The organism is Archaeoglobaceae archaeon (genome assembly GCA_038734275.1).
GTDB lineage: Archaea > Halobacteriota > Archaeoglobi > Archaeoglobales > Archaeoglobaceae > WYZ-LMO2.
The window spans coordinates 24,359-49,434 of record JAVYOO010000004.1 but is presented as its reverse complement, the minus strand read 5'-3'; the positions used below and the strand labels follow the sequence as shown (position 1 = coordinate 49,434).

General features: G+C 41.0%; 27 protein-coding genes. 11 read left to right on the top strand and 16 right to left on the bottom strand.

Annotated features, from left to right (window positions below; genetic code table 11):
• Positions 1–31: 31 nt before the first annotated feature.
• The 5 genes from QXI54_05720 to QXI54_05700 all read right to left on the bottom strand — a co-directional run bounded on the left by QXI54_05720 (position 32) and on the right by QXI54_05700 (position 5,270).
• Entirely contained in the window at positions 32–685 is a 654-nt protein-coding gene (locus QXI54_05720; protein ID MEM0302648.1) for a TPD domain-containing protein, read from the bottom strand.
• 230 nt (positions 686–915) lie between these two features.
• Positions 916–1,119 (bottom strand): KEOPS complex subunit Pcc1, encoded by a 204-nt coding sequence (locus QXI54_05715; protein ID MEM0302647.1) that lies wholly within the window; start codon positions 1,117–1,119, stop codon positions 916–918.
• On the bottom strand, positions 1,098–2,408 hold the full coding sequence (locus tag QXI54_05710; protein ID MEM0302646.1) for a DHH family phosphoesterase: 1,311 nt from the start codon (positions 2,406–2,408) through the stop codon (positions 1,098–1,100). The genes QXI54_05715 and QXI54_05710 overlap by 22 nt, the downstream gene beginning before the upstream one ends.
• Complete coding sequence (locus tag QXI54_05705) at positions 2,383–3,771, bottom strand: aspartate kinase (protein MEM0302645.1); 1,389 nt, start codon at positions 3,769–3,771, stop codon at positions 2,383–2,385. Before QXI54_05705 ends, QXI54_05710 begins: the two co-directional genes overlap by 26 nt.
• Before the next feature lie 236 nt (positions 3,772–4,007).
• Entirely contained in the window at positions 4,008–5,270 is a 1,263-nt protein-coding gene (locus tag QXI54_05700; GenBank protein MEM0302644.1) for a tryptophan--tRNA ligase, read from the bottom strand.
• 48 nt (positions 5,271–5,318) lie between these two features.
• Here QXI54_05700 and QXI54_05695 point away from each other — a divergent pair, with 48 nt between their 5' ends.
• The 3 genes from QXI54_05695 to QXI54_05685 are packed head-to-tail and all read left to right on the top strand — an operon-like array spanning position 5,319 to position 7,101.
• Positions 5,319–6,212, top strand: a complete 894-nt coding sequence (locus QXI54_05695; protein MEM0302643.1) for a 2-dehydropantoate 2-reductase — start codon at positions 5,319–5,321, stop codon at positions 6,210–6,212.
• On the top strand, positions 6,166–6,615 hold the full coding sequence (locus QXI54_05690) for a small multi-drug export protein (GenBank protein MEM0302642.1): 450 nt from the start codon (positions 6,166–6,168) through the stop codon (positions 6,613–6,615). The genes QXI54_05695 and QXI54_05690 overlap by 47 nt, the downstream gene beginning before the upstream one ends.
• A gap of 42 nt (positions 6,616–6,657) precedes the next feature.
• On the top strand, positions 6,658–7,101 hold the full coding sequence (locus QXI54_05685; protein MEM0302641.1) for a winged helix-turn-helix domain-containing protein: 444 nt from the start codon (positions 6,658–6,660) through the stop codon (positions 7,099–7,101).
• Here the strand turns inward: QXI54_05685 and QXI54_05680 are convergent.
• Complete coding sequence (locus QXI54_05680; protein MEM0302640.1) at positions 7,091–8,269, bottom strand: magnesium transporter; 1,179 nt, start codon at positions 8,267–8,269, stop codon at positions 7,091–7,093. The two genes, QXI54_05685 and QXI54_05680, sit on opposite strands and share 11 nt — an antisense overlap.
• Positions 8,270–8,347: 78 nt before the next feature.
• Between QXI54_05680 and QXI54_05675 the strand changes: the two genes are divergently transcribed.
• The 3 genes from QXI54_05675 (at position 8,348) to QXI54_05665 (ending at position 11,140) form a co-directional block, all read left to right on the top strand.
• Positions 8,348–8,509: a rubredoxin gene (locus QXI54_05675; GenBank protein ID MEM0302639.1), complete on the top strand. Its 162-nt coding sequence runs from the start codon at positions 8,348–8,350 to the stop codon at positions 8,507–8,509.
• 168 nt (positions 8,510–8,677) lie between these two features.
• Positions 8,678–9,871, top strand: coding sequence for an acyl-CoA dehydrogenase family protein (locus tag QXI54_05670; GenBank protein ID MEM0302638.1), 1,194 nt, complete (start codon positions 8,678–8,680; stop codon positions 9,869–9,871).
• Positions 9,872–9,895: 24 nt separating this feature from the next.
• Positions 9,896–11,140, top strand: a complete 1,245-nt coding sequence (locus QXI54_05665; protein ID MEM0302637.1) for an acetyl-CoA C-acetyltransferase — start codon at positions 9,896–9,898, stop codon at positions 11,138–11,140.
• Positions 11,141–11,178: 38 nt separating this feature from the next.
• On the opposite strand, the gene QXI54_05660 is transcribed toward QXI54_05665, so the two are convergent.
• Positions 11,179–11,367: a preprotein translocase subunit Sec61beta gene (locus tag QXI54_05660; GenBank protein ID MEM0302636.1), complete on the bottom strand. Its 189-nt coding sequence runs from the start codon at positions 11,365–11,367 to the stop codon at positions 11,179–11,181.
• Between the two features lie 81 nt (positions 11,368–11,448).
• On the opposite strand from QXI54_05660, the gene argS reads away from it, so the two are divergent.
• The 5 genes from argS to QXI54_05635 all read left to right on the top strand — a co-directional run bounded on the left by argS (position 11,449) and on the right by QXI54_05635 (position 15,067).
• Positions 11,449–13,080: an arginine--tRNA ligase gene (gene argS / locus QXI54_05655; GenBank protein ID MEM0302635.1), complete on the top strand. Its 1,632-nt coding sequence runs from the start codon at positions 11,449–11,451 to the stop codon at positions 13,078–13,080.
• Complete coding sequence (locus tag QXI54_05650) at positions 13,081–13,671, top strand: VTT domain-containing protein (GenBank protein MEM0302634.1); 591 nt, start codon at positions 13,081–13,083, stop codon at positions 13,669–13,671. It begins immediately after the preceding gene.
• A gap of 39 nt (positions 13,672–13,710) precedes the next feature.
• A complete protein-coding gene (locus QXI54_05645; protein MEM0302633.1) occupies positions 13,711–14,049 on the top strand; it encodes a DUF555 domain-containing protein in 339 nt (112 codons plus the stop codon).
• Positions 14,046–14,708: a 2,5-diamino-6-(ribosylamino)-4(3H)-pyrimidinone 5'-phosphate reductase gene (locus tag QXI54_05640; GenBank protein MEM0302632.1), complete on the top strand. Its 663-nt coding sequence runs from the start codon at positions 14,046–14,048 to the stop codon at positions 14,706–14,708. The genes QXI54_05645 and QXI54_05640 overlap by 4 nt, the downstream gene beginning before the upstream one ends.
• Before the next feature lie 80 nt (positions 14,709–14,788).
• Positions 14,789–15,067 carry a GYD domain-containing protein gene (locus QXI54_05635; GenBank protein ID MEM0302631.1) on the top strand — a complete coding sequence of 93 codons (279 nt, stop codon included), beginning with the start codon at positions 14,789–14,791 and terminating at the stop codon, positions 15,065–15,067.
• A 21-nt stretch (positions 15,068–15,088) separates the two neighbouring features.
• On the opposite strand, the gene QXI54_05630 is transcribed toward QXI54_05635, so the two are convergent.
• Genes QXI54_05630 through rpoB form a run of 9 tightly spaced genes read right to left on the bottom strand, consistent with a single transcriptional unit; the run spans position 15,089 to position 25,076 of the window.
• Positions 15,089–15,601, bottom strand: coding sequence for a PUA domain-containing protein (locus QXI54_05630; protein ID MEM0302630.1), 513 nt, complete (start codon positions 15,599–15,601; stop codon positions 15,089–15,091).
• Positions 15,598–17,787 (bottom strand): elongation factor EF-2, encoded by a 2,190-nt coding sequence (locus tag QXI54_05625; protein MEM0302629.1) that lies wholly within the window; start codon positions 17,785–17,787, stop codon positions 15,598–15,600. The genes QXI54_05630 and QXI54_05625 overlap by 4 nt, the downstream gene beginning before the upstream one ends.
• 4 nt (positions 17,788–17,791) lie before the next feature.
• Positions 17,792–18,373, bottom strand: coding sequence for a 30S ribosomal protein S7 (locus tag QXI54_05620; protein ID MEM0302628.1), 582 nt, complete (start codon positions 18,371–18,373; stop codon positions 17,792–17,794).
• Between the two features lie 3 nt (positions 18,374–18,376).
• The gene (locus QXI54_05615) at positions 18,377–18,805 is read right to left on the bottom strand and encodes a 30S ribosomal protein S12 (protein MEM0302627.1); all 429 of its coding nucleotides are present in this window, start codon (positions 18,803–18,805) and stop codon (positions 18,377–18,379) included.
• Between the two features lie 4 nt (positions 18,806–18,809).
• The gene (locus QXI54_05610) at positions 18,810–19,235 is read right to left on the bottom strand and encodes a NusA-like transcription termination signal-binding factor (GenBank protein MEM0302626.1); all 426 of its coding nucleotides are present in this window, start codon (positions 19,233–19,235) and stop codon (positions 18,810–18,812) included.
• The gene (locus tag QXI54_05605) at positions 19,235–19,498 is read right to left on the bottom strand and encodes a 50S ribosomal protein L30e (protein ID MEM0302625.1); all 264 of its coding nucleotides are present in this window, start codon (positions 19,496–19,498) and stop codon (positions 19,235–19,237) included. The genes QXI54_05610 and QXI54_05605 overlap by 1 nt, the downstream gene beginning before the upstream one ends.
• Positions 19,495–20,634 (bottom strand): DNA-directed RNA polymerase subunit A'', encoded by a 1,140-nt coding sequence (gene rpoA2, locus QXI54_05600; GenBank protein MEM0302624.1) that lies wholly within the window; start codon positions 20,632–20,634, stop codon positions 19,495–19,497. Before rpoA2 ends, QXI54_05605 begins: the two co-directional genes overlap by 4 nt.
• On the bottom strand, positions 20,631–23,255 hold the full coding sequence (locus QXI54_05595) for a DNA-directed RNA polymerase subunit A' (GenBank protein ID MEM0302623.1): 2,625 nt from the start codon (positions 23,253–23,255) through the stop codon (positions 20,631–20,633). The genes rpoA2 and QXI54_05595 overlap by 4 nt, the downstream gene beginning before the upstream one ends.
• Before the next feature lie 9 nt (positions 23,256–23,264).
• Entirely contained in the window at positions 23,265–25,076 is a 1,812-nt protein-coding gene (rpoB, locus tag QXI54_05590; GenBank protein MEM0302622.1) for a DNA-directed RNA polymerase subunit B, read from the bottom strand.

The window sequence follows — 25,076 nt, the reverse complement described above, 5'->3', positions numbered from 1 at the left end:
TACATTATAAATTTTTCGTTATACCTAAATGCTAACTTCGATCGACCAGAACCTTAAAACCCATGTTTTTGAGTATCCTAATGACTTCAGTGTTGTATGGTATTTTATCTGCCGTGATGTAATTCTCAATAAATTTCTCAGCGAGTTTTAATGAATCTCCGTCTGCAAACTCGTCCTTAGAAACAGTTATTGTCATCTCAAGAAGCTTTCTCTTTAATTCTCCATCAAACTCACAGCCATCGCTAACCGGAAGTCCATGAAGAGAACCGCGCCAGTAAACCACGAGCCCTTCGCCAAAAAGCTCAATGTATTTTGAAATCTGCTTCCTGAAATAGAGTCCATAAGTTTGCAAGTCTGCAAATAGAGCTTTGCTCTCAATCCATCTCAGCTTTTTTCCGAAAAGTTCCAAGGACTCTTCAAAATAGAAATCAGGCGTTTTCTGCATTTTGAGCTCTTTTTCAGTCTTGAATTTTATACCGAGATCTTTCAGCTTGTCTTCAATTATCTTCTCTCCAATTTTTCCCAGCACTGTCTGAAGCTTTGCTGCAAGTGGAGAGTAAACGAAATCCCTCACCACTGCATCATAAACTATACTCGAAAGGTCCCTGTCAAGAGACATGGGTTCTTTAAGCGATCTATTTATTTCTTTGGTTGAAAATTCCATTCCTTTAAGTAGCAATCTCACTTTAAGAACAGGCGTTAAAGTTAACCATTGTGGAAAACTTTTTCTTTCTTCCCAAAATTGAAGAATTTCTTTCGTTCTCCCGGAGAACAGGTGATATTTTTTCTTAACACTTTCAATTTTTTTCTGCATCAATATTGCATGTAAAACCCCCCTGGGTAACTGAAATTTATCTAAATCAGATATCTTGTTTAGATTTTTTCTCACATACAGATACTCCTCTATAGATAGTCTCATAAGTTCTCGCACATTTTAAGATGCATCAGATAGTCGTCAATCGCATAAAGAAGTGAATTAACCTTTTTGGCTCGAATTTCGATTACAATTTTACCTTCCTCACATCTGCACTCGCACCAATCTGGATCGTCAACCCTCAAAGCCCTCACGGTTTCTTCAGCATCTTTACTTTCTATTTCTATGCGAGCATAGCACAGCAAAGTCGATCGACCTCTTTCAAAAATTCTTCAATCTTGTCCTTATCAATGTTTGCCCCTGCAGCAACTCTATGTCCCCCACCAACTCCATTTACACGCAAAGCGGATAATCGCATTACTTCAGCCAAATCAAGTCTTTGAGCTATCTTTTCAGTCGTTCTTGCCGAAACTTTTACCTTTCCATCCCTTTTGATGTTCAAAACAACAATAGGCTTATCGGGTATGAGATAACGTGAAAGAATAGTTGCTATTGGACTCGTAGAGACCGAATCGTCCATTATCAGATATCGGATACAAAAACCCTCCCGAACTTCCTTTCTTCTTTTTGTAATTTCTTCTAAGATTTCCGTTGTGAATTTCTCGGCAATCTCCAAACCACTCTTAAGCGCCTTTTCATCGCCCAAAAGCGCACTCAATGCTGTGCTCGTCTCACCCACACGGCCACAGGAGTTTACTATATCCACAAGACTGATCGCATTCCGAATTGGCAGATTTTTTAGTAAAATCTTCTTACCTACAACCTGTTCAAAGACACCTTCATAAGCACCTATTCTCAGGAGTCTCAGGATTATGGCGTCTGCAAGCTTTTGGATTTCTTTGAAACTAAGTTCATCCACTTCTTTATCCCCATCAAGGCTTAGATTTTTCAAAAAAGATTGCAATTCGTCATCTTTTTTGTAAAAATCGAGATAGGGCTCAAGACTCATTTTCAAAGCCTTTGACAATTTCCCCGAAGGCAAATATACCCCGGGCTTAACCTCTGCATAACCCCCAGAAATTGAATCGTCGAGAATTTCTTTATTTAAACCTACAAACTTTTGCTTGTCTCCAATAATTCCAATGATAGCCATGGAAGACAGATCTTTGTTATTTCCGAGTTCTCTGGCAAAGAGATACGCAACACCACTTGCTGAAACCTCATATGTCCCATCAATCCCGACCAGATGGGGGTTTACATGGGCAAAACTCTTTTTTGGTGTTATCTCTCCATTCGGTTTGTGATGATCCAGGATAATTACGTCCGAATCTATACGGGAAATCAGATCACTATACCCGCTCCCCATGTCGGCAAATATCTGCAAACCATCTGTTTCCGGTTCAAAGTCGTTTAATCCTTTCAAAAAAGAGAGATGAAAATCCTTATCTGCCCTTAGTAAAGCTTTTGCAAGTATTGCTCCTGCTGAGATTCCATCCGCATCGTAGTGTGTATAAATCCTTACGAAATCGTGTTTTGAAACTAAATTCACCGCCTTTTTTATGAGATCTTTAATGGTCAAGCCCGAATTCATCATGGATTACTCTTAATGCATTAATTCCCTCTTCAGACTTTACCGCAAACGAGATGTTGTATTCCGAACAGCTCTGGCTGATCATCACAACATTTATCTTGTTTTTGCCAAGTGCAGAGAATATTCTTCCAGCCACGCCTGGAGTCCCTGCCATACCTGCTCCAACTGCACTTACAATTGCTACGTTCTCAATTTTGCTAACTCGCGTAACTCCATTTTCGATAACCTTTAAAGCCTTGTAGGCCTTTTCCACATCTTTTTTATCCACTACTATTGACAAATTAAGCTCAGAAGAACTCTGAGAGACCATTATCACATTAACCTTCTCCTCTGAAAGAATTCTGAAAACTTCTGCCATGATTTCTGCAAAATCAACTCCGGCACCACTTACATTTACTATTCCAGCATTCTGAATTAAACTGAGAGCCTTAACGATATCCTTGCTTTCCTTTTTGCTTGCTCCAATTACAGTTCCCACCGCATCGGGATTGAAGACATTCTTAATCCTAACCGGAATTCCTTTTCGCATCACCGGAATCAGAGCTAATGGATGCAAAATTTTTGCTCCAAAGTGGGAAAGTTCCATTGCTTCCTGATAAGAAATTTCAGGTATAAACTTCGCGTTTGGCACAAACTTTGGATCACAGGTCATAATACCGTCTACTTCCTTCCAGAGCCAGACCTCATCTGCATTTATAGCTGAAGCTATTATCGTTGCAGTATAATCACTCCCACCCCTACCGAGCGTTGTAATTGTTCCGTCCTCCGTTGAACCGATAAAACCAGTAACGACTGGCACAGTTTTCTTTATTTTTAGAAGGGGTTCGATTCTCGCTCTTATTAACTCATGAACTCCTGGTAGTGGTTTTGCTCTGCCATAGTTCTTATCTGTGATTATCCCAGCATCCCCACCGGTCAAGGCCACAGAATCTACCCCAAGAGAAAGAAGTGATGCTGAAAGAATTGGTGCTACAAGTCTCTCACCAAAAGAGACAATATAATCTTCGCTTCTCTTTGTCAATTCTCCAAGGTAGCTGATGCCAAGTAAAACCTTCTCAAGTTCATCAAAAAGTCTTTCAAGAGCCTGTATAACTCTGCCCTTTATTTCGTCGCTCAAAACCGCCTTTTCTACCGCTTCATAGTGTCTTTTCATCATATCGGCCACAAATAACTTTATGTAGCCCGCACTCGGTTCACTGCTACACTTTGTAGCTGCAGAGATAAGAGCATCTGTAACTCCGGACATAGCAGAGACCACAACGACCACTTCATTACCTTCGGAAAATTTTTTGATAAGATTAGCGCAATGAAGTATACTCGCACCATCTTTTACACTCACGCCCCCGAATTTCATTACGATTCTCATATCTTTGCCCAGTAGCCATGAGAAATATAAACCTGTCGGGATCAGAATATCGAGCTCCAGAATTTAGAAATTAGATATATAAGTATATAAGTGTAAAGTTAAAACAAATTTTAAGTTATTGAGTCTTTAAAATAAACGAAGATTAGACTTCTTACTTATACAATAGGGTTGTATGAACCCTGTTTTCTCGCTATTAGATTTGTTAGCAGAATTTTACATTAATATAAATAAATTTTTTAAATAATAAGTTCGAAATCTCCAAGTCTTCCCTCCGCTTCGTCTCTCTTCTCTTTATGCTCCTTCAAAAACTCCACCATTAACTCTGAAGCAAGTTTTTTACATTGTCCGCACAGCATTTTTCCAGATTTGCAGTCTTCTTCTATTCTTCTAAGTTCATCATCATCCTCTACAAGATGGTATACGTAGAATTCAAATACTACACATTTTTCCGGCTCACCACCGAGTCTCTTCTGCTCTTCTGCAGTCGTTCTACCCCCGGTTAATGCGTTCTTCAACTTTTTAATTGCACTTTGTGGGTCTTCGAGCAATGAAATGTAGCTTTCTGGTTTGCTCGAACTCATTTTTCCTCCAGTGAGCCCAGTTGTAAATTTATGATAAATAGAGCTTGGAGATATGAATGCAAATCCCCCCAATTCGAGTTCGATCTCAGTTAAAGCATTCTCTATATCTCTTTGATCTCCAAAGATATCTACATGCCCTTCGAATTTAACGAACTCAAATCCAATATTTTTCAGCTTTTCAAGAAGCTCCTTTCTTTTGCTCCTGACTCTTATGCCATTTTGAATCCTCTCTACCGAGAAAAGGTTCATTCTTGAGGCCAAATCTCTCGTTAATCTTAAATGTGGATCTTGATCCGCCCCAACAGGCACAACAACGGGCTTTGGGCCACCAAATTCTCTCAATTGAGGTTGAAGAATATCTGCTGACTGAATCAATGATACGAAAGCTTTTGCTATTGAAGTGTCGCCTGTAAATCCGTAAATTGCTCTCATTTCGTTTAAATTAACTTCTGCTGAAAGTTCAAATGCGAGATTCTTGACTTTGTCGTTCTTTGATTGAAAATAGATAAAAGCATTTTTTTCGAGCCCAAGAGCTATTATGCTCTTAACATAATCCATACCAATTTGTTTTGTCTTTTCATAGCTCAAACCACGAACCAGATGAGCCTCCATATCCGCAATCGCCACAAAAGCCTTAGCTCCAAGTTTTTGATGCCAGATTATTTCATCCATCGTCATCTTGTGGCCGAAATGAATTGCTCCCGAAGGCATGAACCCGGACATTACCGCAAATTCTCTGCCACCTTTCATGCTCTCAAGGATTCTCCAGTAATCTCTATGTCCAAAAATTACTCCCCTCCGCATCAATCTATGTGGGCTTGGAATTGAACTGATTAACTCACCAAAAGGATTGATCCCAAAATCTTCAAGTAATTTCCTGTAGTCTATAGCACCCTCAACCTCCCACGGTGTAATCACAGTTTCCCGTTTACATTAGGTTAATATTCTTTGTGCAAACTATTCTCGATGATACAGATTATGGGTGCAGGAGCGCTTGGTTCTCTACTGGGTGCACTTCTCCAGCTTTCTGGTTACGAGGTATTATTCGTAGCAAGGGGAAAGCAGTTGGAGGCGCTTAAAAAAAAGCTGATCATTTCTGGACTTTTAAACGCAGATCTAAAGGTTAGGGTCGTTGAAAGACCTGCAGATGCAGATCTTACACTCTTCACAGTCAAGGCCTATGAGACTGAAGAAGCGGGAAAGGCACTAAGCAAGGTGAATGCGGGAATAGTCTGCACAGTTCAAAATGGAATTGGAGTAGAAAAAATACTGCAGAGATATGTTGAAAAAGTCGTCAGAGGCGTTACAAACTATGGAGCAAACCTCAAAAACTTTGGACATGTAGTTTACGCCGGTGAAGGTAAGATATATCTGCCCGAAAACGAACTTGGAACAGAAGTCTGGAAAATTCTCAGGAACTCTCTTCTAAATGTAGAACTGGTAAAAGATATCGAATTCCGTATATGGGCGAAGGCCGTGGTAAATTCCGCAATAAATCCCCTAACTGCAATATGTAGTGTAAGAAATGGCAGAATTGTTGAAAATGAATATTTATGGAGTCTTGCTGTTCAAATCGCTCGTGAAGGCGAGGAGTTGATGAAAAAATTGGGATACGAATTCGATGCAGTTAACGAAGTCAAAAAAGTTGCAATAGCCACTTCTAAAAACAGATCTTCAATGCTTCAAGACATTGAAAAAGGAGATATGACAGAGATTGACTATATAAATGGTGCAATTATTGAAAAATGTAAGGAATTCAGTTTAGATTGTCCCACTAATTCTTTTATCTATAAGCTCGTAAAAGGGATAGAATATGAACTCGCTGCTCGTTCTCGCAGTCTCTGCAGCCCCGATCTCTGAACTTAGGGGTGGTATACCGCTTGCGATCTATCTCGGATTTAGCCCACTTGAAGCCTACCTACTCTCGGTCATCGGAAACTTTTTACCGGTTCCAATTATTCTTCTCGCTCTGAATAGGCTCTTAAAAATTTTAAGTCGATTCGGTTCAATCTGGGAACTTTACAAAAAAATTGAGTTGAGAGTAGAGAGAAAAAAAGATTTAGTGAATAAATACGGTTACCTGGGACTGGCATTATTTGTTGCAGTTCCCCTTCCTGTAACGGGTGCTTGGACTGCATGTCTTTTAGCATTTCTTTTGAATCTTGACAGATTAAAATCGTCCCTATCTATATTAATTGGGATCTGCATAGCGGGTTTGATCGTGTTGTCACCCATAATTGGTCTCGTTAATTTTATAAAATAACACAAAATAAAAAATTTAATTTATTCTAAAGCTACTTTCCTCGTGCTCGAACTAATAGCTTCAACGAGACTCCAAATTCTCATTAAATTGAAAGAAAGACCTTACACTGCTTCAGAACTTTCCAAAATTCTCGGATTATCAAAAACAGCAGCAAGTTATCACTTAGACAAGCTTGCCTCCAGTGGGCTCGTCGAGAGAATCGAACGGGGAAAGTGGGTATATTATAAGATCACAAATCGCGGACTAAAAGATATGCAGATTAGACTCCTTGCATCGATTATCTTCCTATGTTCCTCGATCCTATCAGCAATTGTACTTATAGCCAGATTATTCCAGAGAATTCCCGAAGTTACAATGCCACAAATTTCAAAAGAAGTAAGACCAGCTGCTCTTCCTACTTCTCCTGACTACTACGTGCTGGAAATAACCGGCATAGCTCTGATAACTATGACCTCAATTATACTTTTTCTATATCTCAGAAAGTGATGAAAAGCCATGCTATCGCTACAGCATAAACTGTTCCCAGCACATCCGCGATTGTAGTTGTTAATGGAATCCCTCCGTTGTCTGGATCAATTTTAACCTTGTGGAGAAGCACAGCGATGCCAAAGGAAAGAAGAAGAACTAAAAGGACAATTAAGATAAAACTGATAAAGAAGAGTGTGAACACCAACACATTCACATAAACATAGCCAAAATAAACATAGGCAAGCACTATTGGGATAACTGAAACGAATGGGAAGACAAAAAGAGCAGTAGGAAGGATAAACTTAATGTCATTCATCGCTTTCTTAAAGTCGAAACCTTCTATTTCTCCAAGATGGAGCTTAGTAGAAGTTCTTGCAACAATTATTGAACCGTAATTGCCAAGCTGGTCAATAATAGATGGATAAGCAAAGCTCATAAAAAGAGATAAATAGATTATCTCGCCAAATTCTTCGAGAACGTTTCCAGTTATACCCTGAATAAAGGCAAGTGAGCAAACAATAGCAAGAGATTCCTCATATATCCTCCAATTCTTTTTATCCCTTAAAGAAAGAACTATAGATGCGATTAAAATCAAAAATGTCAAAAAAGCAACAACCCAACTAATTTCAACCTCAAATAAAAAGATTAGAAAAACCAGAGATGGGATAGTTATCAAATCCGCAATAGAAGTGATAAATGGTCCTGAAATGCTGTCCGGGTCTATTGCTTTCCTGAATGCAAGTATAACCACGGATGCTGTGCAAAGAGATAAAAAAAGTGCGGTGATAACACTTGAGCCGAGTGCAATTTGAGTCGCAGTTGCCATAGAGCTGATGTCCGGATATTTAACGAATGCCAAAAGAAGAAGGATCAGAACAGGCATTGTTGCAAGCCAGATTGAAAATAGAGAATTCGTTATTACGTATCTATCTTTAAAACTCGCATCAGATGAACCAAGATAAAATGCAGTGGAGAGTCTTGAGGCCATGGCACCAAAAACATTTCCTCTGAGCCCCATCAACCCAGGAAGAACAATAAGTAGATAAGGATAATTTTCAACAAGTTTTTCAAAGTTTGCCCCAAGAAAGAATCCTGCAAATATATCAAAAGCTAAACAGAGATATAGAACAGGCACAATTAACTGTAAAGCCATTTTAAAGCTCAACTCCCGCTCGGGAATTAGCACTGGCAAGATTATCCCCTAAACAGAAACCCCGACAGGTATATATACTTTCTTGTTATAAATTATTCTGGGGTGTTTTAAATGGCAAAATACCAGTGCAGTGTATGTGGATATATCTACGACGAAAAAGAGGGGGATCCAGATGGCAACATACCTCCCGGAACCAAATGGGAGGATTTACCTGAAGATTGGGTTTGTCCTGTTTGCGGTGCGACAAAAGACCAATTTGAAAAAATAAGCTAAAGATATATATAATTTTATTTTTAAAATTTAATTTAATGTAGAAATATAATATGATAAAAAATGCTGGAAAGGTTTAAAAAGAAAAGGACTTTCTAAGACGTTAAAAAATTATTTTAAAGTTAGCAAACTTTAAATACTGTTAAAAAAACTGTCTGACGGTGATAGAAAATGTTGTCGGAATTTCTCCTGACCGACGAGCAGAAGGCTATAAAAGATGCTGCAAGAGAGTTCGCAGAGAAAGAGTTTCCAAAATATGCAGAGGAATGCGATAGAGAAGAGAAATTCCCATTCGAACTTTGGAAAAAAGCCGCTGAGCTTGGATTCATTGGAATGAGCTTTCCAGAAGACTATGGTGGCCAGGGAGCGGGTGTTCTTGACTCCTGCTTGGTAGTGGAAGAATTCTGGAGGGTAGATGGCGGTTTGGGTCAGATTCTCTCAACAACCTTCGGTTCAGAGCAGATCCTGATGTTTGGAAATGAAGAGCAGAGAGAGAAATACCTGCCACCACTTGCAAAGGGAAAGAAAATCTGCTGTGCCTGCTATACTGAGCCACAGGCAGGTAGTGATGTAGCGGGAATAAAAACAAGAGCAGACAAGGTTGGAGACGAATACGTGATAAATGGAACAAAGATGTTTATCACAAATGGAACAATCGCAGATTACTACATCGTTCTTGCGAGAACTGATCCGAACCCGAAGAAGAGACATCACGGAATGAGTGTATTCATAGTTGAGAAGGGAACTCCAGGCCTTGAAGCCAAAAAACTGCACAACAAGCTTGGAATTAGAGCCAGTGATACTGCTGAAGTCGTGTTTAAGAATGTCAGAGTGCCAAAAGAGAACTTAATCGGTGAGGAAGGAAATGGCTTCCTCCAGACCATGATGTTCTTCAATGTAACACGCATCCCAGTAGCCTTCCAGGCGGTCGGTTTAGCACAGGGTGCATTTGAGCTGGCATTCAACTATGCAAAGAACAGAGAACTATTTGAACAGAAGCTGATTGACTTCCAGGTTACTCAGGACAAGCTCGCAAAGATGAGGGTAAAGCTTGAGTGTGCAAGACTTCTTGCATACCAGGCTGCCTATCTGCAAGACAAACAGGGCATGCCGGATCCAGGAGTTACCGCAATGGCAAAATACTACTGCGCACATGCCGCAAACGAGATAGTTAACGAAGCTTTGCAGATACACGGTGGTTACGGATACATGGGCGAGCAGGCAATCTCGAGAATGTATAGAGACGTAAGAATCCTTGAGATATACGAAGGAACAAGAGAGATTGAGCTTGAAATCATCGCAAGATCATTGATGGGAAGAATTCCATCTAAGCTCAGCCAGATAAGAAAGCATCCACTCATGTAAATTTTTATTTTTTGGGTGATGAAAATGGAAGAAGTCTATATAGTAGACTATATTAGATCTGCATTTTCGAGATCTCGCCCGAGAGAACCGGAGAAAGACGTTTTCAATAAAATAGACATGCCTGCAGTTGCGGCAATGCTCGTAAAAGAGATGGTAAACAGAACAGGTATTGATCCAAGAGAGATCGGTGATCTCATAACTGGATGCACAATGCAGATGGGTGAGAGCTGGTTGTTCGGCGGTAGAATGGTTCACATGCTCGCTGAATTACCAATCGAAGTTCCAGCCCAAGGAACTGAGAGAGTTTGTATCTCTGGGATGTCTGCAATGCATCAGTGTGCAATGGAAATAATGCTTGGACTGAGCGATATTACAATTGCCTGCGGAATAGAACACATGACACATCTGCCCATGCAACCAGATCTGAATCCACACATGGGTATCTCGCCCTCGCTACTCAACAGACAGGACTTGATCGATAAATACGATTTAATGACCGCAGTAAGCATGGGTTTAACCGCAGAAAAGCTATTTGCAAAGTGGAAGGATAAGCTTGGCTGGACAAAGAGAGATCTTGATGAATGGGGCGTTAGAAGCCATAAACTCGCTGCAGAAGCACTAAAAAGCGGTTATTTCCTTAATGGAGAAGGATATCCAACAAAGAGAAGAGGAGAGATATTGCCAATTGAAGTTGAGCAAGCTGATGGAAGCAGAAAGGTGATCGATAGAGATCAATCCATCCGACCAGATACAACCCTCGAAGCAGTTGAAAAGCTCCCTCCAGCGTTCAAGCCAGATGGAGTTATAACTGCTGGCAACTCCTCGCCTCTAAACGCCGGAGCTACTGCGATAATGCTCATGAACAAGAAAAAGATGAAGGAATATGGCCTAGAACCGATGGCCAAAATCGTCTCTATTGGATGGGCGGGCGTTGATCCGAGTGTAATGGGTGAAGGGCCTGTTCCCGCAACACAGAAGGCTCTAAAGTTTGCAAAGCTCGAAGTTAAGGATATTGACTACTGGGAGATCAACGAAGCTTTCTCCGTGGTAACACTCTTTGCAATTAAGATGCTCAAAATTGATCCAGAAAAAGTAAACGTAAAGGGCGGTGCAATTGCGATTGGTCATCCACTTGCAGCGAGTGGAATAAGACTTACGGGAACGCTTGCAAGGATTTTAAACCTCGAAAATGCGAAATACGGAGTTGCTACCCTCTGTGGTGGCGGTGGCCAAGGAGGAACGACTATAATTGAGAATCCATACGTTTAAAAATTTTATATTTTTCCAATTAAAATTAAATTAAAAGATTATACTCTTGGCCAAAGTCCGTAATATGCGTTCAAAACCATTACGAGGATAAATGTAAGCAAACCTGCAAACACAACCGCCTTCGGGCTTATCTTTATCTTTGTTTTCTCCTCCTCAAAATACCTCATTATACCTGCAGAAGACATCAAGGGTGGAGTTCTTTCCTTTGTTCGTGACACCTTCGCCATAAAAGTAGTTTGTGTGAAGAGTATATAAAGACTTGTGTTGGATTAGTGAAATATTTAAGCAACTCCCAGAAACTTTAACACATGTTCCTCAATCTCATCAAAGATGCGATTCGAAGTTTAGAAGAATTCGGAGACGAAAAGCTCATTAAAGAGAGTGAACATGCGGATTTGACGACCACAATAGCTTTCAAAATAGCCAAAGAAAGAAACCTGAATCCGCAAGACGTTGCAAACGATATCCTGAATAAAATAGAGCCCAAAGGCTACGTAGGAAAAGTGGAAGCTGTTAATGGATACATCAACCTGTTTGCTAATTACGAGTTCTTGGAAGACACCATATACGCCATCCTTAACGATGAAAACTATGGATCAATTGGTGCTAAGGGTAAGGTCCTTATAGAACACACATCTGCAAATCCCGATGGTCCATTGCACATAGGCCACATTCGAAACTCTATCATAGGAGATACTCTGGCAAGAATATTTAAAAAAGCAGGGTTTGATGTTAAAACGCACTACTATATAAACGATATGGGAAGACAGATGGCTATAACTGTGCTCGGTGTGGAGAAATTTGGCTTATCAAATAAGAAGCCCGATCATGCGATTGCTGAAGCATACATTTCCGCAAACAAACTCCTTGAAAGTAATCCGGAACTTGAAAAAAGAATTGAAGAACTTATGTTGAAATACGAAGCTTTAGAGGAGGACACTGTAAAAAGATTCCGAGAAGCCATTGAGAGGGCAATGGACGGGATAAAAGCTACGATGACACGAATTAACGTATTCCATGACGAGTTCATCTGGGAGAGCGATTATATCCGAAATGGCTATGTCGATAGGGTTCTAAAAGCTCTTGATTCAAAAAATCTGATAAAGAAAGACAAAGCCTGGATTATAGAACTCGAAGGATTTGAAAAGGAAGTTGTGATAAGAAGAGAGAATGGAACGTCTCTTTATATCACAAGAGATCTGGCTTACCACCTGTGGAAAAGCGAGAATTTTGAGAGAATGATCAACGTCTGGGGTGCAGATCACAAGCTATATGGTTCACAACTTTTAAAAATCCTTGAAATACTTGGAATTAAAAAGCCTGAAATCGTGTTCTTCGAGTTCGTATCTCTTCCAGAAGGAAGAATGAGCACCAGAAAAGGTAAGTTCATTTCTGCAGATGAATTAATTGAGAAAGTTAAGGAAGAAGCAAAAAAGAGCATTGTAAACAGAGATTTTTCAGCTGAAGAAATTGAAAAAATCGCTGAAGCTGTTGCGATTGGTGCAATAAGGTTTGATTTCTTAAAAGTAGCACCTGAAAAACCAATGATTTTTGACATGAGTAAGGCATTAGACTTTGAGCGACAGACAGCGAGCTACATCCAATACACATACTCAAGAGCATGTAGCATCTTAAGAAAAAGCGATGAAAAGCCCGAATTTTCAGCGGAACTTTGCGAGAAGATCGAAAGAGACCTTGTGATCATGCTTTCAAAGATGCCTTTCTACATATACAAAGTTGTAAATGAAGTTAGACCAAATCTTTTCGCAGAATACATGCTTGGGTTAGCATCAAAATTTAACGAATTCTATAGAGACTACCCTGTTCTAAAGGCGGAAGATGAAATAAGAGAGCACAGATTAGCCATTGTTTCTGCAGTTAGCAGGGTTTTAAAAATTGGACTCGAATTAATGGGAATCCAGCCCCTCGAGAGGATGTAAATGATAGAATCAATAGCAGAAACGCTGATCGAATATCGCTACATCGGCGTGTTTCTTTTATCCCTTATTTCCAACTCGATACCGTTCGTAGGTGTCCCATATCTGAACTTTTTGATTCTTCTCGCACCCTTTCTAAATTTCTGGGAACTGATACTAGTTGCTCTTCTGTCAGCGCTCGGCGCATCGATTGGAAAGGTTGTTATATATCTTTTTGGCTTCGGTATTGGCCATACTCTCCCAGAAAAAACAAAAGAAAATTTAATGTTTTTTCAAAGATTTATAAGAAGATGGGGTGTCTTTGCAATTTTTCTCTTTGCTGCCTCGCCTTTACCAGATGATGTCCTCTACATACCGCTCGGAATGGCGCAATATAAGTTGGTTTATTACTTTTTGGCGATTCTCTGTGGCAAGATTCTCGTTACGAGCTACGTGCTGTTTGCCGGAAAATTTGGAATGGAAATAATCGAAAGCTACACAGAAAATTTCGAACTCAGCTTTGTGGTATTCCTTGTTGCAACGATCATCTTATCGATATTCGTGCTTAAATTCAACTGGAGGAGATTTTTCGAGGAGTTTTTTGAAAACAAATAGCTAAACCATTATATTCCTCTTCTTCAAATAGCTATTGCAATGCCCAACTACAATGTGGTGCTACAGGCCGGGTGGATTGTAAAGAGGGCCAAAAGTGTGGAGGATGCAATAAACATAGCGATAGCAGAAGCTGGAAAGAAACTTAATCCTGATCTCAGCTTCGTTCGAGTTGAAGTCGGCGGAGTAGAGTGCCCCAAATGCGGGGAAACATTTAAATCTGCATTTCTGGTATCAAAAACCGCTCTTGTTGGACTGATATTCGAGATGAAGGTATTCAACGCAGAAAGTGAAGAACATGCGGCAAAGATCGCAAAATCCGAAATCGGTAAGAGAATGCCAAACATTCCGCTTGAAGTCGTTGAAGTTTCGAAAATATGAGGCCATACGTTTTAATAAACGTTGCTTCGAGCCTTGACGGTAAAATAAGTGATGAAACAAGAAAACAGCTTCGAATTTCCTGCAAAGAAGACTTGGAAAGAGTTGACAGGCTTCGAGCGGATGCAGATGCTATAATGGTTGGAATCGGAACCATACTTTCCGATGATCCGAGATTAAACGTTAAAAGCAAAGAACTCAGAGAGCATAGAATTTTGAACGGCAAGCCCGAAAATCCGATTAAAGTCATTGTTGATAGCAAATGCAGAATTCCGGAGACTGCAAAGGTATTTGAGGGAGAAGTCATAGTTGCAGTTTCAAAGATTGCAGACAAGAGTAGAGTTGAGAAGATATCAAGAAAAGCAAAAGTTGTAGTTTTTGGCGAGGAAAAGGTCGATCTAAAGTCTCTTATGGAGTATCTCTACGACATAGGGATCAAGAAGTTGATGGTTGAGGGCGGAAGCACATTGATTTCGTCTCTGCTCAGCCAAAACTTAGTTGACGAGATCTTCATTTACTATGCTCCAATAATGATTGGTGGGGCTAAATCGCCAACCATTTGTGATGGTAGTTCTTTTAGTTTTCCATTAAAAATTGAGATTGTTTCTTTCGAAAGACTTGGAGAAGGACTACTTGTGCGTTTAAGACCTATTAAGATTTAGATAAATATATAAATAATATCATAAATAATATGCCAAAAGTTTTATATTGATAATTTTCAACATTTAATCGGGTGAGAAAAATGAAGTTTGTAATACTTTCGAGATTGACAGACGAAGGGGCAAAGACTTTGAAAGAGAGGCCCCAGAGACTTAAAGAGGTGAATCAGGAACTTGAGAAAATGGGGGTAAAAGTTTTAGAGCAGTATGCGGTTTTTGGTGAATACGATTTTGTTAACATAATCGAAGCAAACGACAATACAACCGTGATGAAGGCCATGTTGGAACTTGCAAGCAGAGGAACAATAAGAACGATTACGATGCCAGCAGTCCCGGTGGAAGAACTTATTAAAAAATTATAAGTTTAATTAATTTTTTAAACATTAAAAAGACTTGTAAAGTTTTTCATGCCTTAAATAAGCCCCCCTATCAACCAAATTCTCAATTGCAATCCTATCTTCTGGCAATTTTAAAATCTCTGAGGATTTAAACCTGCTCCTCCCAATTCCCAAAATGTCGCCATATCTGTTGCACACAAAAACTACTTCGTTCTCCTCAAACTCCCCGACCTTCTCAACTGAGCCCGCGAAAATGTCCCTACCATAAAGAAAAAGCATCTCGCCACGATTATTTACCCATATTTTTTTCTTTTCATTTTTCATCAACCAGAAGGCTCCCTCCAGTGTTAGCCTTAGCCTTTTACCAATTTCGCCAACCTTTACACCCGCAACACATTCAAGATTTCTAAGCTTTAGAAATTCAAAAAGTTCTCCTGAGACAGCATAAAGCTCTTTTTCAACTGCGATCAGCCTATAATTTGTAAGAAAATCAAAAGAGTTGAAAAATTTTAAGGCTTTTCTTAAAACTCGAAACTCTTTTTCACCAAGCTCTCTCAAGCAAGAAATTCCTCCGGTTTCGGAATTTCGAGCTTCAGACCTTTTCTCTTCCTGACTTCCATCACGAACTCTTCAAGTAAACTCGGTGGAACCCTTTCAAAGCCCGCATGCTCAGTGCTCCAGATGGCTTTACCGGAAGTTGCACTCCTGATGCTCCCGGCGAAGCCAAACATCTCTTTAACTGGGGCTTTTGCAACGAGATTTGCAGTATCTCCTTCGATCTTTATCTCAAGAATCTGTCCACGCCTACCCTGAATTTCCCTTGTAACGCTTCCTGTCATTGTTTGAGGTGCAAATATGAATATCTTCTGATAAGGCTCAAGCAAAGTTGCATCTGCCTGTAAAATTGCCGCAAAAATTGCAGATCTCACCGCTGGAATCACTTGGGCTGGTCCGCGATGCACAGCGTCCTCATGAAGCTTGCAGTCAACAAGTTTCACCTTTATACCCATGCAGGGCTCCCTTGCCAACGGTCCTGCACGCATTGCTTCCCTGAAACCTTCGAGAATCAACTCCATTGTTTCATTGAGATATTGAATGCCTTTTGTGACATCACAGAATAAGTTCCCCTCGTAAAATTCGACCGCTCCGGCAGCTTCCTCTCCGGTAAGTCCTGCCTCTTCTAATTTCTTTCTGCGTTCCTTCTTGTCCATCTTAAAGTCTACTTCACCTTCCTTGAACATCCTTAACACTTCTTCTGGCAATGGCTCCACAACTATGTAAAATCTGTTGTGCTTGTTCGGAGACTTACCTTCAACCACAGGCGAAGTCTTTGTTACGGTTTCTCTGAATACAACAATCGGTGGTGAAGTTATGACCTCAAGATTGTATTCTCTCCTGATCTTCTCGACCTTCACTTCCAAGTGCAGTTCTCCCATTCCACTCAGCAAATGTTCGCCAGTTTCTTCATTTAGGGTAATTTGCAACGTCGGATCCTCTTTTACAAGCTTTCTGAGCACATCAACAAGCTTTGGCAGATCTCTTGGATTTTTAGCTTCAATTGCCATCGTCACAACGGGCTCGCTGTAGTGTTTCAGAGATTCAAAAGGCTCAATTTTTTCTATTTCTGAGCAGGTTGAACCTGAAATTGCATCTTTTAGCCCCACGAGAGCTACAATGTTGCCCGCAGGAATTTCCTCAACTTCAACACGTCTTGGACCCATATAAAGACCTGCAGTCTGCACCCTGTTCTTTGCTTTTCTGTCTACTATGTAGAGTTCCGTTCCAGGTCTGACAGTTCCGCTAAAGAGTCTTCCAACAGCCACTTCGCCCGCCTGTGGATCTACAACAATCTTTGTTACCATCAAAACAACCGGTCCCTTTGGATCGCAATTAACCATTGCCCTGCCAACTTCGCTATTTGGATCCCCTTTCCATATTATCTTTATTCTTTCTTTTTGAGCTTCAATTGGATTTGGAAGATGTCTTACTACCATGTCGAGAATTACAACATGAAGTGGTGTCTTTTTGTGAAGCTCCTTGGCTTCTCCTCTCTTCAAATACTCATAAACCTCCTTAAAACCAATTCCTGTGTTCTTTTGAGATCTAACACTAACGCCCCACTTCTGAAGAGCAGAACCAAAGGCCACATTACCCTTTGCAACTTCTATCTTCCAATCGTTGAATTTCTCTGGCTTTATCGATTTTATAAGTTTGTTAACATCATTTATAACCTTTATAAGTCTTTCCTGCATCTGCTGTGGTGTTAACTGAAGTTCTTTGATCAGTCTATCGATCTTGTTCACAAAAAGCACGGGCTTAACTCCTTCTCTCAGAGCCTGCCTTACAACGGTCTCTGTTTGTGGCATCACTCCTTCTACTGCATCGACAACTATTATAACTCCGTCAACCGCTCTCATCGCTCTTGTTACTTCTCCACCAAAGTCAACGTGTCCTGGAGTGTCTATCAGGTTAATAAGATACTCTTCGCCCTCGTATTCATGAACCATGGATACGTTCGCAGCGTTTATCGTGATGCCTCTCTCCTTCTCCTGCTCATCGAAGTCCAAATACAACTGCTGTCCAGCAAGTTCATCGCTTATGATTCCCGCTCCAGCAAGTAGAGAGTCGCTGAGCGTTGTCTTTCCGTGATCAATATGGGCAGCAATACCCATGTTTCTGATCCTCTCTGGCTTCCACATTAACTCCTCAATTTTTTCAACAAATTTCTTCGCTCTTGTTGCCATTTTATCACCTTGCAGACTTGGCTACTCTTTCAACTTCTTCTTTCTTTGAAACTGCAAAGCTCTTTGTGTCATTATTCGAAGCTGCAATAATCTCATCTGCTAAACAATAAGCTATGCTCTTCTTGGATTTAAAAGCAGTCCTTCTTGCCCCTTCAACAATATTTCTCAACGCAACGTCGATTCTTCTTAGACTTGAGGTATCAACAGCCTTTGGCACAGCAATACCCCCATATTTGATCCTCACTACCTCTTCTCTTGGACCAGCATTCACAATCGCATCCACGAGGACTTGAATCGGATTCTTCTTCGTCTTTCTTTCAATAATCTCGAAGGCCTCTCTGACGATGTTGTATGCACTCATCTTTTTGCCGGTGTTTCTCTCTTTTCTCATTACCTTGTTTATCAATCTCTCCACGATGAATACTTTCTCCTTTGCAAAGGGATCGAAATGCCTTCCGTGAGTGTGAAGAGTGAAAGTGGGTTGTAAACAGATATAGCTCTTCAAGGCTGGATCCTTTATCTCGATATCTTTAACGCTATATTTCCCGAATACAAGCAGATCTTCTTCACTAAAACCGTATGGCATACTTCACCTCATCTTCTTCTCCTTTCTTCCCCTTACAAGTTCCCTGAGGCTCGTTTCGTTTACCTTGATTACTTTATACCTCACTCCTGGAATATCTCCCATGCTTCTACCCATTCTTCCGCCAATCTTTTCTACAATTACCTCATCGTGCTCGTCTATGAAATTTATTGCTCCGTCTCCTGGAGCAAAGGCAGTGATTTGCCTTCCATTCTTTATCAACTGGACCCTGACCGCTTTTCGGATTCCAGAGTTCGGCTGTCTCGCTTCGATGCCTATCTTCTCAAGAACTATACCACGAGCCATTGGAGCTCCTTCTAAGGGATCTGCTTTCTTTGCCAAGCCCAATGCTCTCTTCACGAACTTCTTCTGACTCCATCTAAACTTCTTCTTTACTTCGAGTATCTTTCTTGCAGCGAACAATCCATAGCCCATATCATCACCTTACCACTATGTCTTCAATATTGTGATGCCTTTTAGCTAATTCTTTCGCTTTATTAATGTTTTTGCCACCTTTACCAATGACAATTCCTTTTAGATCTGGCGAAACGGTGATTTGAGCTGTCTTTGAATTCCCCTTGTCAAGAACTTTCACATTAACCTTAATTGGCTTGAATATGTTTGCTATAAACTCTGCTGGATCGTCAGAATGCTCAATTATTTCTATTCTTTTCCCTATCAGCTCTCGGGCCCTGTCCACATTGATACCTCCTTTTCCAATTGCCAGCCCCATGTCTCCCTTCTTTACGACAAAGATAACCTTGTCCTCGTAGACTATGCAATCCTTTACACTCGCCCCCGTTAAATTCTCAAAAAGAGTTAGATACCTGATCTCCTCTGAAGATAATCTCATCTCCATATTCATCACTCTATCTCTTCCGTTATTGCCATCGAAGCGATGCTAAACGGTTTTCTGCAAAATTCTCCAAGTTGCATGTTTGTTCCATCAAACACTAGCACAGGAACATTGAATTCCCTGATCTTATTTAAAAATTCTTCAGGACAGTTCTTTGAAACCACTACTGCCTTTGCTTCTCCCTTCTTCAGCGCTTTGATCGTTCTTCTGGTCCCTATATAGTATTTTCCACTCCTTAATGCCTTTCTTAAAACTGCTTCAACGTCGCTCATTTCTTCATCCCTCCGCCCAATCTGGCTACAAGTTCAACATCACCTGTTCCCAGCTTTATGGGTTGTCCAATTATTATATTCTCGGTTATTCCCTTCAAATAATCAATTTCACCCCTCATGGCAGCATCAAGAAGATTGTTTACAGTCATTTCAAATGCTGCCCTTGCAAGGATACTCTGCTTCTCACCCGCAACACCATGCCTTCCAATTTGCCTAAGCTCCCCATCTGCAGTCATAACGTCTGCAAGGAGCATTATATGGCGAACGTCAACCTCAAGACCCTGCTCTTCGAGTGTGCTTAAAGCTTCGTTTATGATCGCGGTTCTCGCTGCCTCGATACCAAGCACTTCGTATATCTCATAGATGTCATTTGTGAGGGTTCTTGAAAAGTCAACTCCCTTGACCTTCATTACCTTTTTCAGACTTGAACCCTCTGTGTAAAGAACGTATTCATCTCCCTCTTTTCTTATAATGACTCTCTTTATTTCCTTTATCCCCATTACAACCAGGTCTCTGAGCTTTTCGAAGACGTCCATAAGGTATTTATAAGATGGCTCTTTGATTTTCACCACCAGAACGTCGCTTTCCTGCTCGAGATCGTCCTTTATACTCTTTTCGATCTTTTCCTTCAATTCCTCCAAGCTCAGACCCTTTCTTTTCAAGGCCCCCTCGTCAGGTTTTATCAGGATTTTCATCTCTCTAAGATCTACCTCTATTTCAGCCAGATCCTTTAGATAAGTTGCCTCGATTCTATTTGCAACTTCTCTTGCCTTTTCTCGATCCCCTGCTATCTCTTTCTCCAAATGGATTGTCATCATAGGTGTGGAGGGGTTTTTCCTTACATCCAATATTTCAATTAGTCTTGGTAAACCGAGGGTAACATTGAGCTCAGCAACTCCTGCGTAGTGGAAAGTTCTCATCGTCATCTGCGTTCCTGGTTCACCAATAGATTGAGCTGCAACGATTCCTACTGCTTCTCCAGGCTCAATTAGATTTGAAAGATATGCCTGATAGCATCTTTCCACAATTTTTTTTGCAACGTTCTTCTTTATCTTCAATCTCTCAAGTTCTTCTTTTATCTCGTTCTTAACGGACAAAGGCAGGGGATATTGATCCAAAATTTGATCGTAACTCATTCTTTCACCTCACCCATAACTTCTTTAATAATTCTCTTAACATCGACAGCCTTTCCTCTAAAGCTTTTCATCGGATCTACACCATCCTCCCCATATTTGAACTGCACAATCACACCCGAAGTTTGTTCTCTTACGGTGCCATCATACTCTACTTTAAGATCTTGCAGAGCATTTATCATTCTTCTCTGCAGATAACCGGACTGAGAAGTCCTTACCGCCGTATCAACAAGACCTTCTCTACCACCAGCAGCATGGAAAAAGAACTCAATTGGCGAAAGTCCAGATTTATAACTGCTTCTCACAAATCCTCTTGCTTTTGCTCCGAGATCGTTTGGCTTGAAATGACTTGTAGTTCTGTGAGTATAAGCATAACCTCTCGTTAATCTCTCCCCTCTGACTGACTGCTGTCCTATGCACGCTGCCATTTGCGTTAGATTAAGCATGCTCCCTCTTGCACCACTTACCGCCATTATCACTGCAGAGTTATCCATACCAAGGTATCTGCTTGCAATTTTTCCAGCTCTGTCTCTTGCTCTGCCAAGTTCCTGCATAATTCTCAATTCTAGGGTTTCTTCTATACTCCTTCCTGGCATTGGTTCAAGGTTCCCTTCACGATAAGCCTTAATCAACTCTTCAACTCTTTTTTCTGCCTCATTTATTGTTTCCTCGATCTGCTGAACTGCCTCTTTAGGTATATCCTCATCATCAATACCAATCGTAAATCCCAGTCTGCTTATAACGCCAATGGAGAGCTTTGTCATGTCATCTATGAATTTTCTTGCAACTCCTGCTCCGAATTTACGCATAATTTCATCGATTATTATACCCTTAAACGCGCCTATTGCCTTCTCATCAATCGTGCCCTTTAAAAGAACTCCATTTTCGATAACAACATAGGCGTCGTTATCGCAATCCTCTTCCTTGCAAACATCGCATCCCTGGCAAACTTCAGCTCTGAACTTAATTGATATCTTAGGCAAAATAAAGCTGAAAATCTCCTTTCCCGTATACTCCTCCTTTGCAGGAATTTCAGAGATATCGACTGCTCTCAAAAAGGCTAATGCCTCCTCTTTTGTGAATTTTTTATTTCCTCTTGTGAGCAAGTAGAGACCAGTGACATGATCATGAATTCCACCAATAATCGGGCCACCGAATCTTGGGGATAAGATGTGTTCTTGGACTGCCATAAGGATCTTTGCCTCAGCCTGCGCTTCAAGACTCTGGGGCACGTGGAGGTTCATTTCATCTCCATCAAAATCTGCGTTATATGGTGGACATACCGCTGGATTCAAGCGGAAGGTTTTGTAAGGCAAAACCCGCACGTAGTGTGCCATTATACTCATTCTGTGCAGAGAGGGTTGTCGATTGAATAGAACTATATCTCCGTCTGCTAACTCTCTTTCAACAATCCAACCTAGCTCGATTTTCTCGGCAAGCTCTTCCCTATTTGTTTCAATAACTCTGATTTTTTTGCCATCAGGTCTTACTACATAGCTCGCCCTTGGATGCTCATTTCTCATAATTATCTGCCTTGCAAATTCAAGGTTGCTGGGTGTTACAAAAATGGGGACCGTCAATTCCCTCGCAATCTCTTCAGGAACACCCACTTCACTAACGCTTATGCATGGATCTGGACTTATTACAGTTCTTGCTGAGAAATTAACTCTTTTTCCAGAAAGAGATCCTCTAAATCTTCCGTCCTTGCCCTTCAATCTTTGTGCCAATGTTTTGAGAGGTCTTCCACTTCTATGTCTGGCTGGAGGAATTCCGCTGACCTCGTTGTCAAGATAAGTCGTGACATGATACTGCAAAAGTTCCCAGAGGTCTTCAAGGATTTGCTGTGGTGCTCCTGCTTCTCTATTCTCAATAAAACGCTGATTAATCCTTATTATATCAACCAGTTTATGAGTTAAGTCGTCTTCACTTCTCTGGCCTGTTTCAAGAATGATTGACGGTCTTACAGTTACTGGTGGAACTGGAAGAACAGTGAGAACGAACCATTCAGGTCTAACTGCTTTTGGATCAAGACCAAAAGCCAAAAGATCTTCATTTGGTATTTTTTCAAGTCTTTCCCTTATGTCTTTTGGAGTTAGCTTTTCTTCTTCTTTCTTCTCGGGATCGATCACTTCAAAGAAAGATGTGGGTTTTTCAAATTTGATCTCTCTCTGCTCTGCTCCACAGTGTGGACACTTCTTTGCAGCCTTTGTTAGTCTAAAGACTTCTTTAAGAACTTCATCATAATTTTGTCCGAGAACCTTTAGTCTTTCGATTTCTCTAATGAATTTGTCTCTCCTTTCCTCTTTCATCAGAATTCTTCCGCATTCCCTGCATGTTCCTGTTAGAAGTCTTGCGATAACTTTCGCATATCCTACGTGGATAACCGGTGCTGCAAGTTCTATATGGCCAAAGTGACCGAAGCACTCACCAGCTTTACCACCGCAGGTTCTGCATTTGAGTCCGGGATCTATAACTCCAAGACGGGGATCCATCAGGCCCCCTTCTACAGGAAAACCATCATCGTCATAAGTTTCAGGGGTTACAAGTTTTGCAACGCTCATTCTTCTTATTTCTTGAGGAGATAGAACCTCAAACTTTATAGCGGAAATTCTCTTGGGATACATACTACCACCTCAAGCTTTATCACCAAGTTTAAGGTGTGGAGAGATCATCATCGCCTTTAATTCGTCGAGAAGTAACTTGAAGGCGTAGCTCATCTCCACCCTGAAGATGTTGGTGTCATCATCGCAAACATTGCAGTATGCGGTGTTCTTTCGGTAGTCAAACATCGCGACATGCCCACAATTACCACAAACCCATACGTCAACCTTATCCGACTCATTTAGCAACCTATCTTTCAAAAGCAATGCCGCTCCATGGCCAATCAAAACGTCTCTTTCCATTTCTCCAAACCTAAGACCTCCTTTTCTTGCTCTGCCTTCGGTGGGCTGTCTCGTGAGTATCTGCACGGGTCCTCTACTTCTCGCATGAATCTTTCCTGCAACCATGTGATACAGCTTCTGGTAGTAGATAACACCAACAAAAATGTCTGCGAGGAATCTCTTACCGCTTATTCCGTCATACATGACTTCCTTACCAGTATGGCTGAAACCATATTTTTTGAGGGCCTCTCTCAAATCGCTCTCCTTTTCGCCATAGAATATTGTGCCATCAACTCTCCTCGCCTCCAGAGAGCCGACCTTACCTCCGATCATCTCAAGAACATGTCCAACAGTCATTCTCGATGGGATTGCATGCGGATTCAGAATCATATCTGGAATTATCCCGGATTCTGTGAAGGGCATGTCTTCTTCAGGAACTATGAGCCCCACGACCCCCTTTTGCCCGTGTCTTGAAGCGAATTTATCCCCAAGCTCAGGAATTCTCAGATCACGAACTCTTACCTTTGCAAGCTTTGAACCACTTTCAGACTGAACAAGAAACACTGCATCGACGACTCCCTTCTCGTTGCTTCTCATTGTTATAGAAGTTTCACGTCGCTTTTGCGGGGATATGCCAACTTCTGGTTCTTCCAAAAACCTCGGTGGAGAAGTTTTTCCGATTAAAACGTCATCAGGACCGACTTCAGTTTCAGGATGAACAAGACCGTCTTCGTCGAGATGAGCATAATCTTCAGAACCTCTAAATCCAGAAATATCTGCTCCAGGAATTTCAAATTTATCTTCCTGACCACCTGGATATCTCATTTCTTCTGTTTCGTATGTTCTGAAGAAGAAACTTCTCCCAATTCCCCTGTCAACGCTCCCCTTGTTTAGAATTACCGCATCCTCTATATTATAGCCCTCATAGCTAAGCACTGCAACTATGAAATTCTGCCCCGAGGGGCGGTCGTCATAGTTCATTTTTGCCTGCGTGTCTGTTGTTACAATCGGAATTTGTGGATAATGCAGAAGATGCCCTCTCGTGTCAGTTCGCCAGTCTATATTTGAATATGGAATTCCAAGTCCTTGCTTTATCATTGCTGCGCCCATCGTGTTTCTCGGAGAAGCGTTATGCTCGGCATAGGGTATGCTCCCCACACAGATGCCCACGATCAGAGTTGGATCGAGCTCAAGATGTGTGTGCTCAGGTGTTAAATCTTTCTCATATACTGCAACGAGAGCATTTTCCTCTTCTTCAGAATCGAGGTACTCTATTAGTCCCTGTTTCACAAGATCTTCAAAGGTTATTTCACCATTCTCAAGCTTTTTTATGTGTTTATCGGTTATGAGCGGCTTTCCATTTTTCACAACAATGAGTGGTCTTCTCGCTCTTCCCGCATCGGTATTTATCCTGACTTCATTGGAGTCTGAAAAGTATGCCACATTAACCTGGCTCGAAATTTTTCCCTTTCTTCTCAACTCTCTTATTTCTTCTGCAAGCTTTTCACCATTTTCGCAAAAACCAACAAGTGCTCCATTAACATAAACTCGACACTTTCTCAT

Coding starts and splice junctions, on each gene's coding strand:
- QXI54_05710 (MEM0302646.1), bottom strand. CDS start 2,408: ATGATGAATTCGGGCTTGACCATTAAAGATCTCATAAAAAAGGCGGTG.
- QXI54_05705 (MEM0302645.1), bottom strand. CDS start 3,771: ATGAGAATCGTAATGAAATTCGGGGGCGTGAGTGTAAAAGATGGTGCG.
- QXI54_05695 (MEM0302643.1), top strand. CDS start 5,319: ATGATACAGATTATGGGTGCAGGAGCGCTTGGTTCTCTACTGGGTGCA.
- QXI54_05690 (MEM0302642.1), top strand. CDS start 6,166: ATGAACTCGCTGCTCGTTCTCGCAGTCTCTGCAGCCCCGATCTCTGAA.
- QXI54_05675 (MEM0302639.1), top strand. CDS start 8,348: ATGGCAAAATACCAGTGCAGTGTATGTGGATATATCTACGACGAAAAA.
- QXI54_05670 (MEM0302638.1), top strand. CDS start 8,678: ATGTTGTCGGAATTTCTCCTGACCGACGAGCAGAAGGCTATAAAAGAT.
- QXI54_05665 (MEM0302637.1), top strand. CDS start 9,896: ATGGAAGAAGTCTATATAGTAGACTATATTAGATCTGCATTTTCGAGA.
- QXI54_05660 (MEM0302636.1), bottom strand. CDS start 11,367: ATGGCGAAGGTGTCACGAACAAAGGAAAGAACTCCACCCTTGATGTCT.
- argS (MEM0302635.1), top strand. CDS start 11,449: ATGTTCCTCAATCTCATCAAAGATGCGATTCGAAGTTTAGAAGAATTC.
- QXI54_05650 (MEM0302634.1), top strand. CDS start 13,081: ATGATAGAATCAATAGCAGAAACGCTGATCGAATATCGCTACATCGGC.
- QXI54_05645 (MEM0302633.1), top strand. CDS start 13,711: ATGCCCAACTACAATGTGGTGCTACAGGCCGGGTGGATTGTAAAGAGG.
- QXI54_05640 (MEM0302632.1), top strand. CDS start 14,046: ATGAGGCCATACGTTTTAATAAACGTTGCTTCGAGCCTTGACGGTAAA.
- QXI54_05635 (MEM0302631.1), top strand. CDS start 14,789: ATGAAGTTTGTAATACTTTCGAGATTGACAGACGAAGGGGCAAAGACT.
- QXI54_05625 (MEM0302629.1), bottom strand. CDS start 17,787: ATGGCAACAAGAGCGAAGAAATTTGTTGAAAAAATTGAGGAGTTAATG.
- QXI54_05620 (MEM0302628.1), bottom strand. CDS start 18,373: ATGCCATACGGTTTTAGTGAAGAAGATCTGCTTGTATTCGGGAAATAT.
- QXI54_05615 (MEM0302627.1), bottom strand. CDS start 18,805: ATGGGCTATGGATTGTTCGCTGCAAGAAAGATACTCGAAGTAAAGAAG.
- QXI54_05610 (MEM0302626.1), bottom strand. CDS start 19,235: ATGAATATGGAGATGAGATTATCTTCAGAGGAGATCAGGTATCTAACT.
- QXI54_05605 (MEM0302625.1), bottom strand. CDS start 19,498: ATGAGCGACGTTGAAGCAGTTTTAAGAAAGGCATTAAGGAGTGGAAAA.
- rpoA2 (MEM0302624.1), bottom strand. CDS start 20,634: ATGAGTTACGATCAAATTTTGGATCAATATCCCCTGCCTTTGTCCGTT.
- QXI54_05595 (MEM0302623.1), bottom strand. CDS start 23,255: ATGTATCCCAAGAGAATTTCCGCTATAAAGTTTGAGGTTCTATCTCCT.
- rpoB (MEM0302622.1), bottom strand. CDS start 25,076: ATGAGAAAGTGTCGAGTTTATGTTAATGGAGCACTTGTTGGTTTTTGC.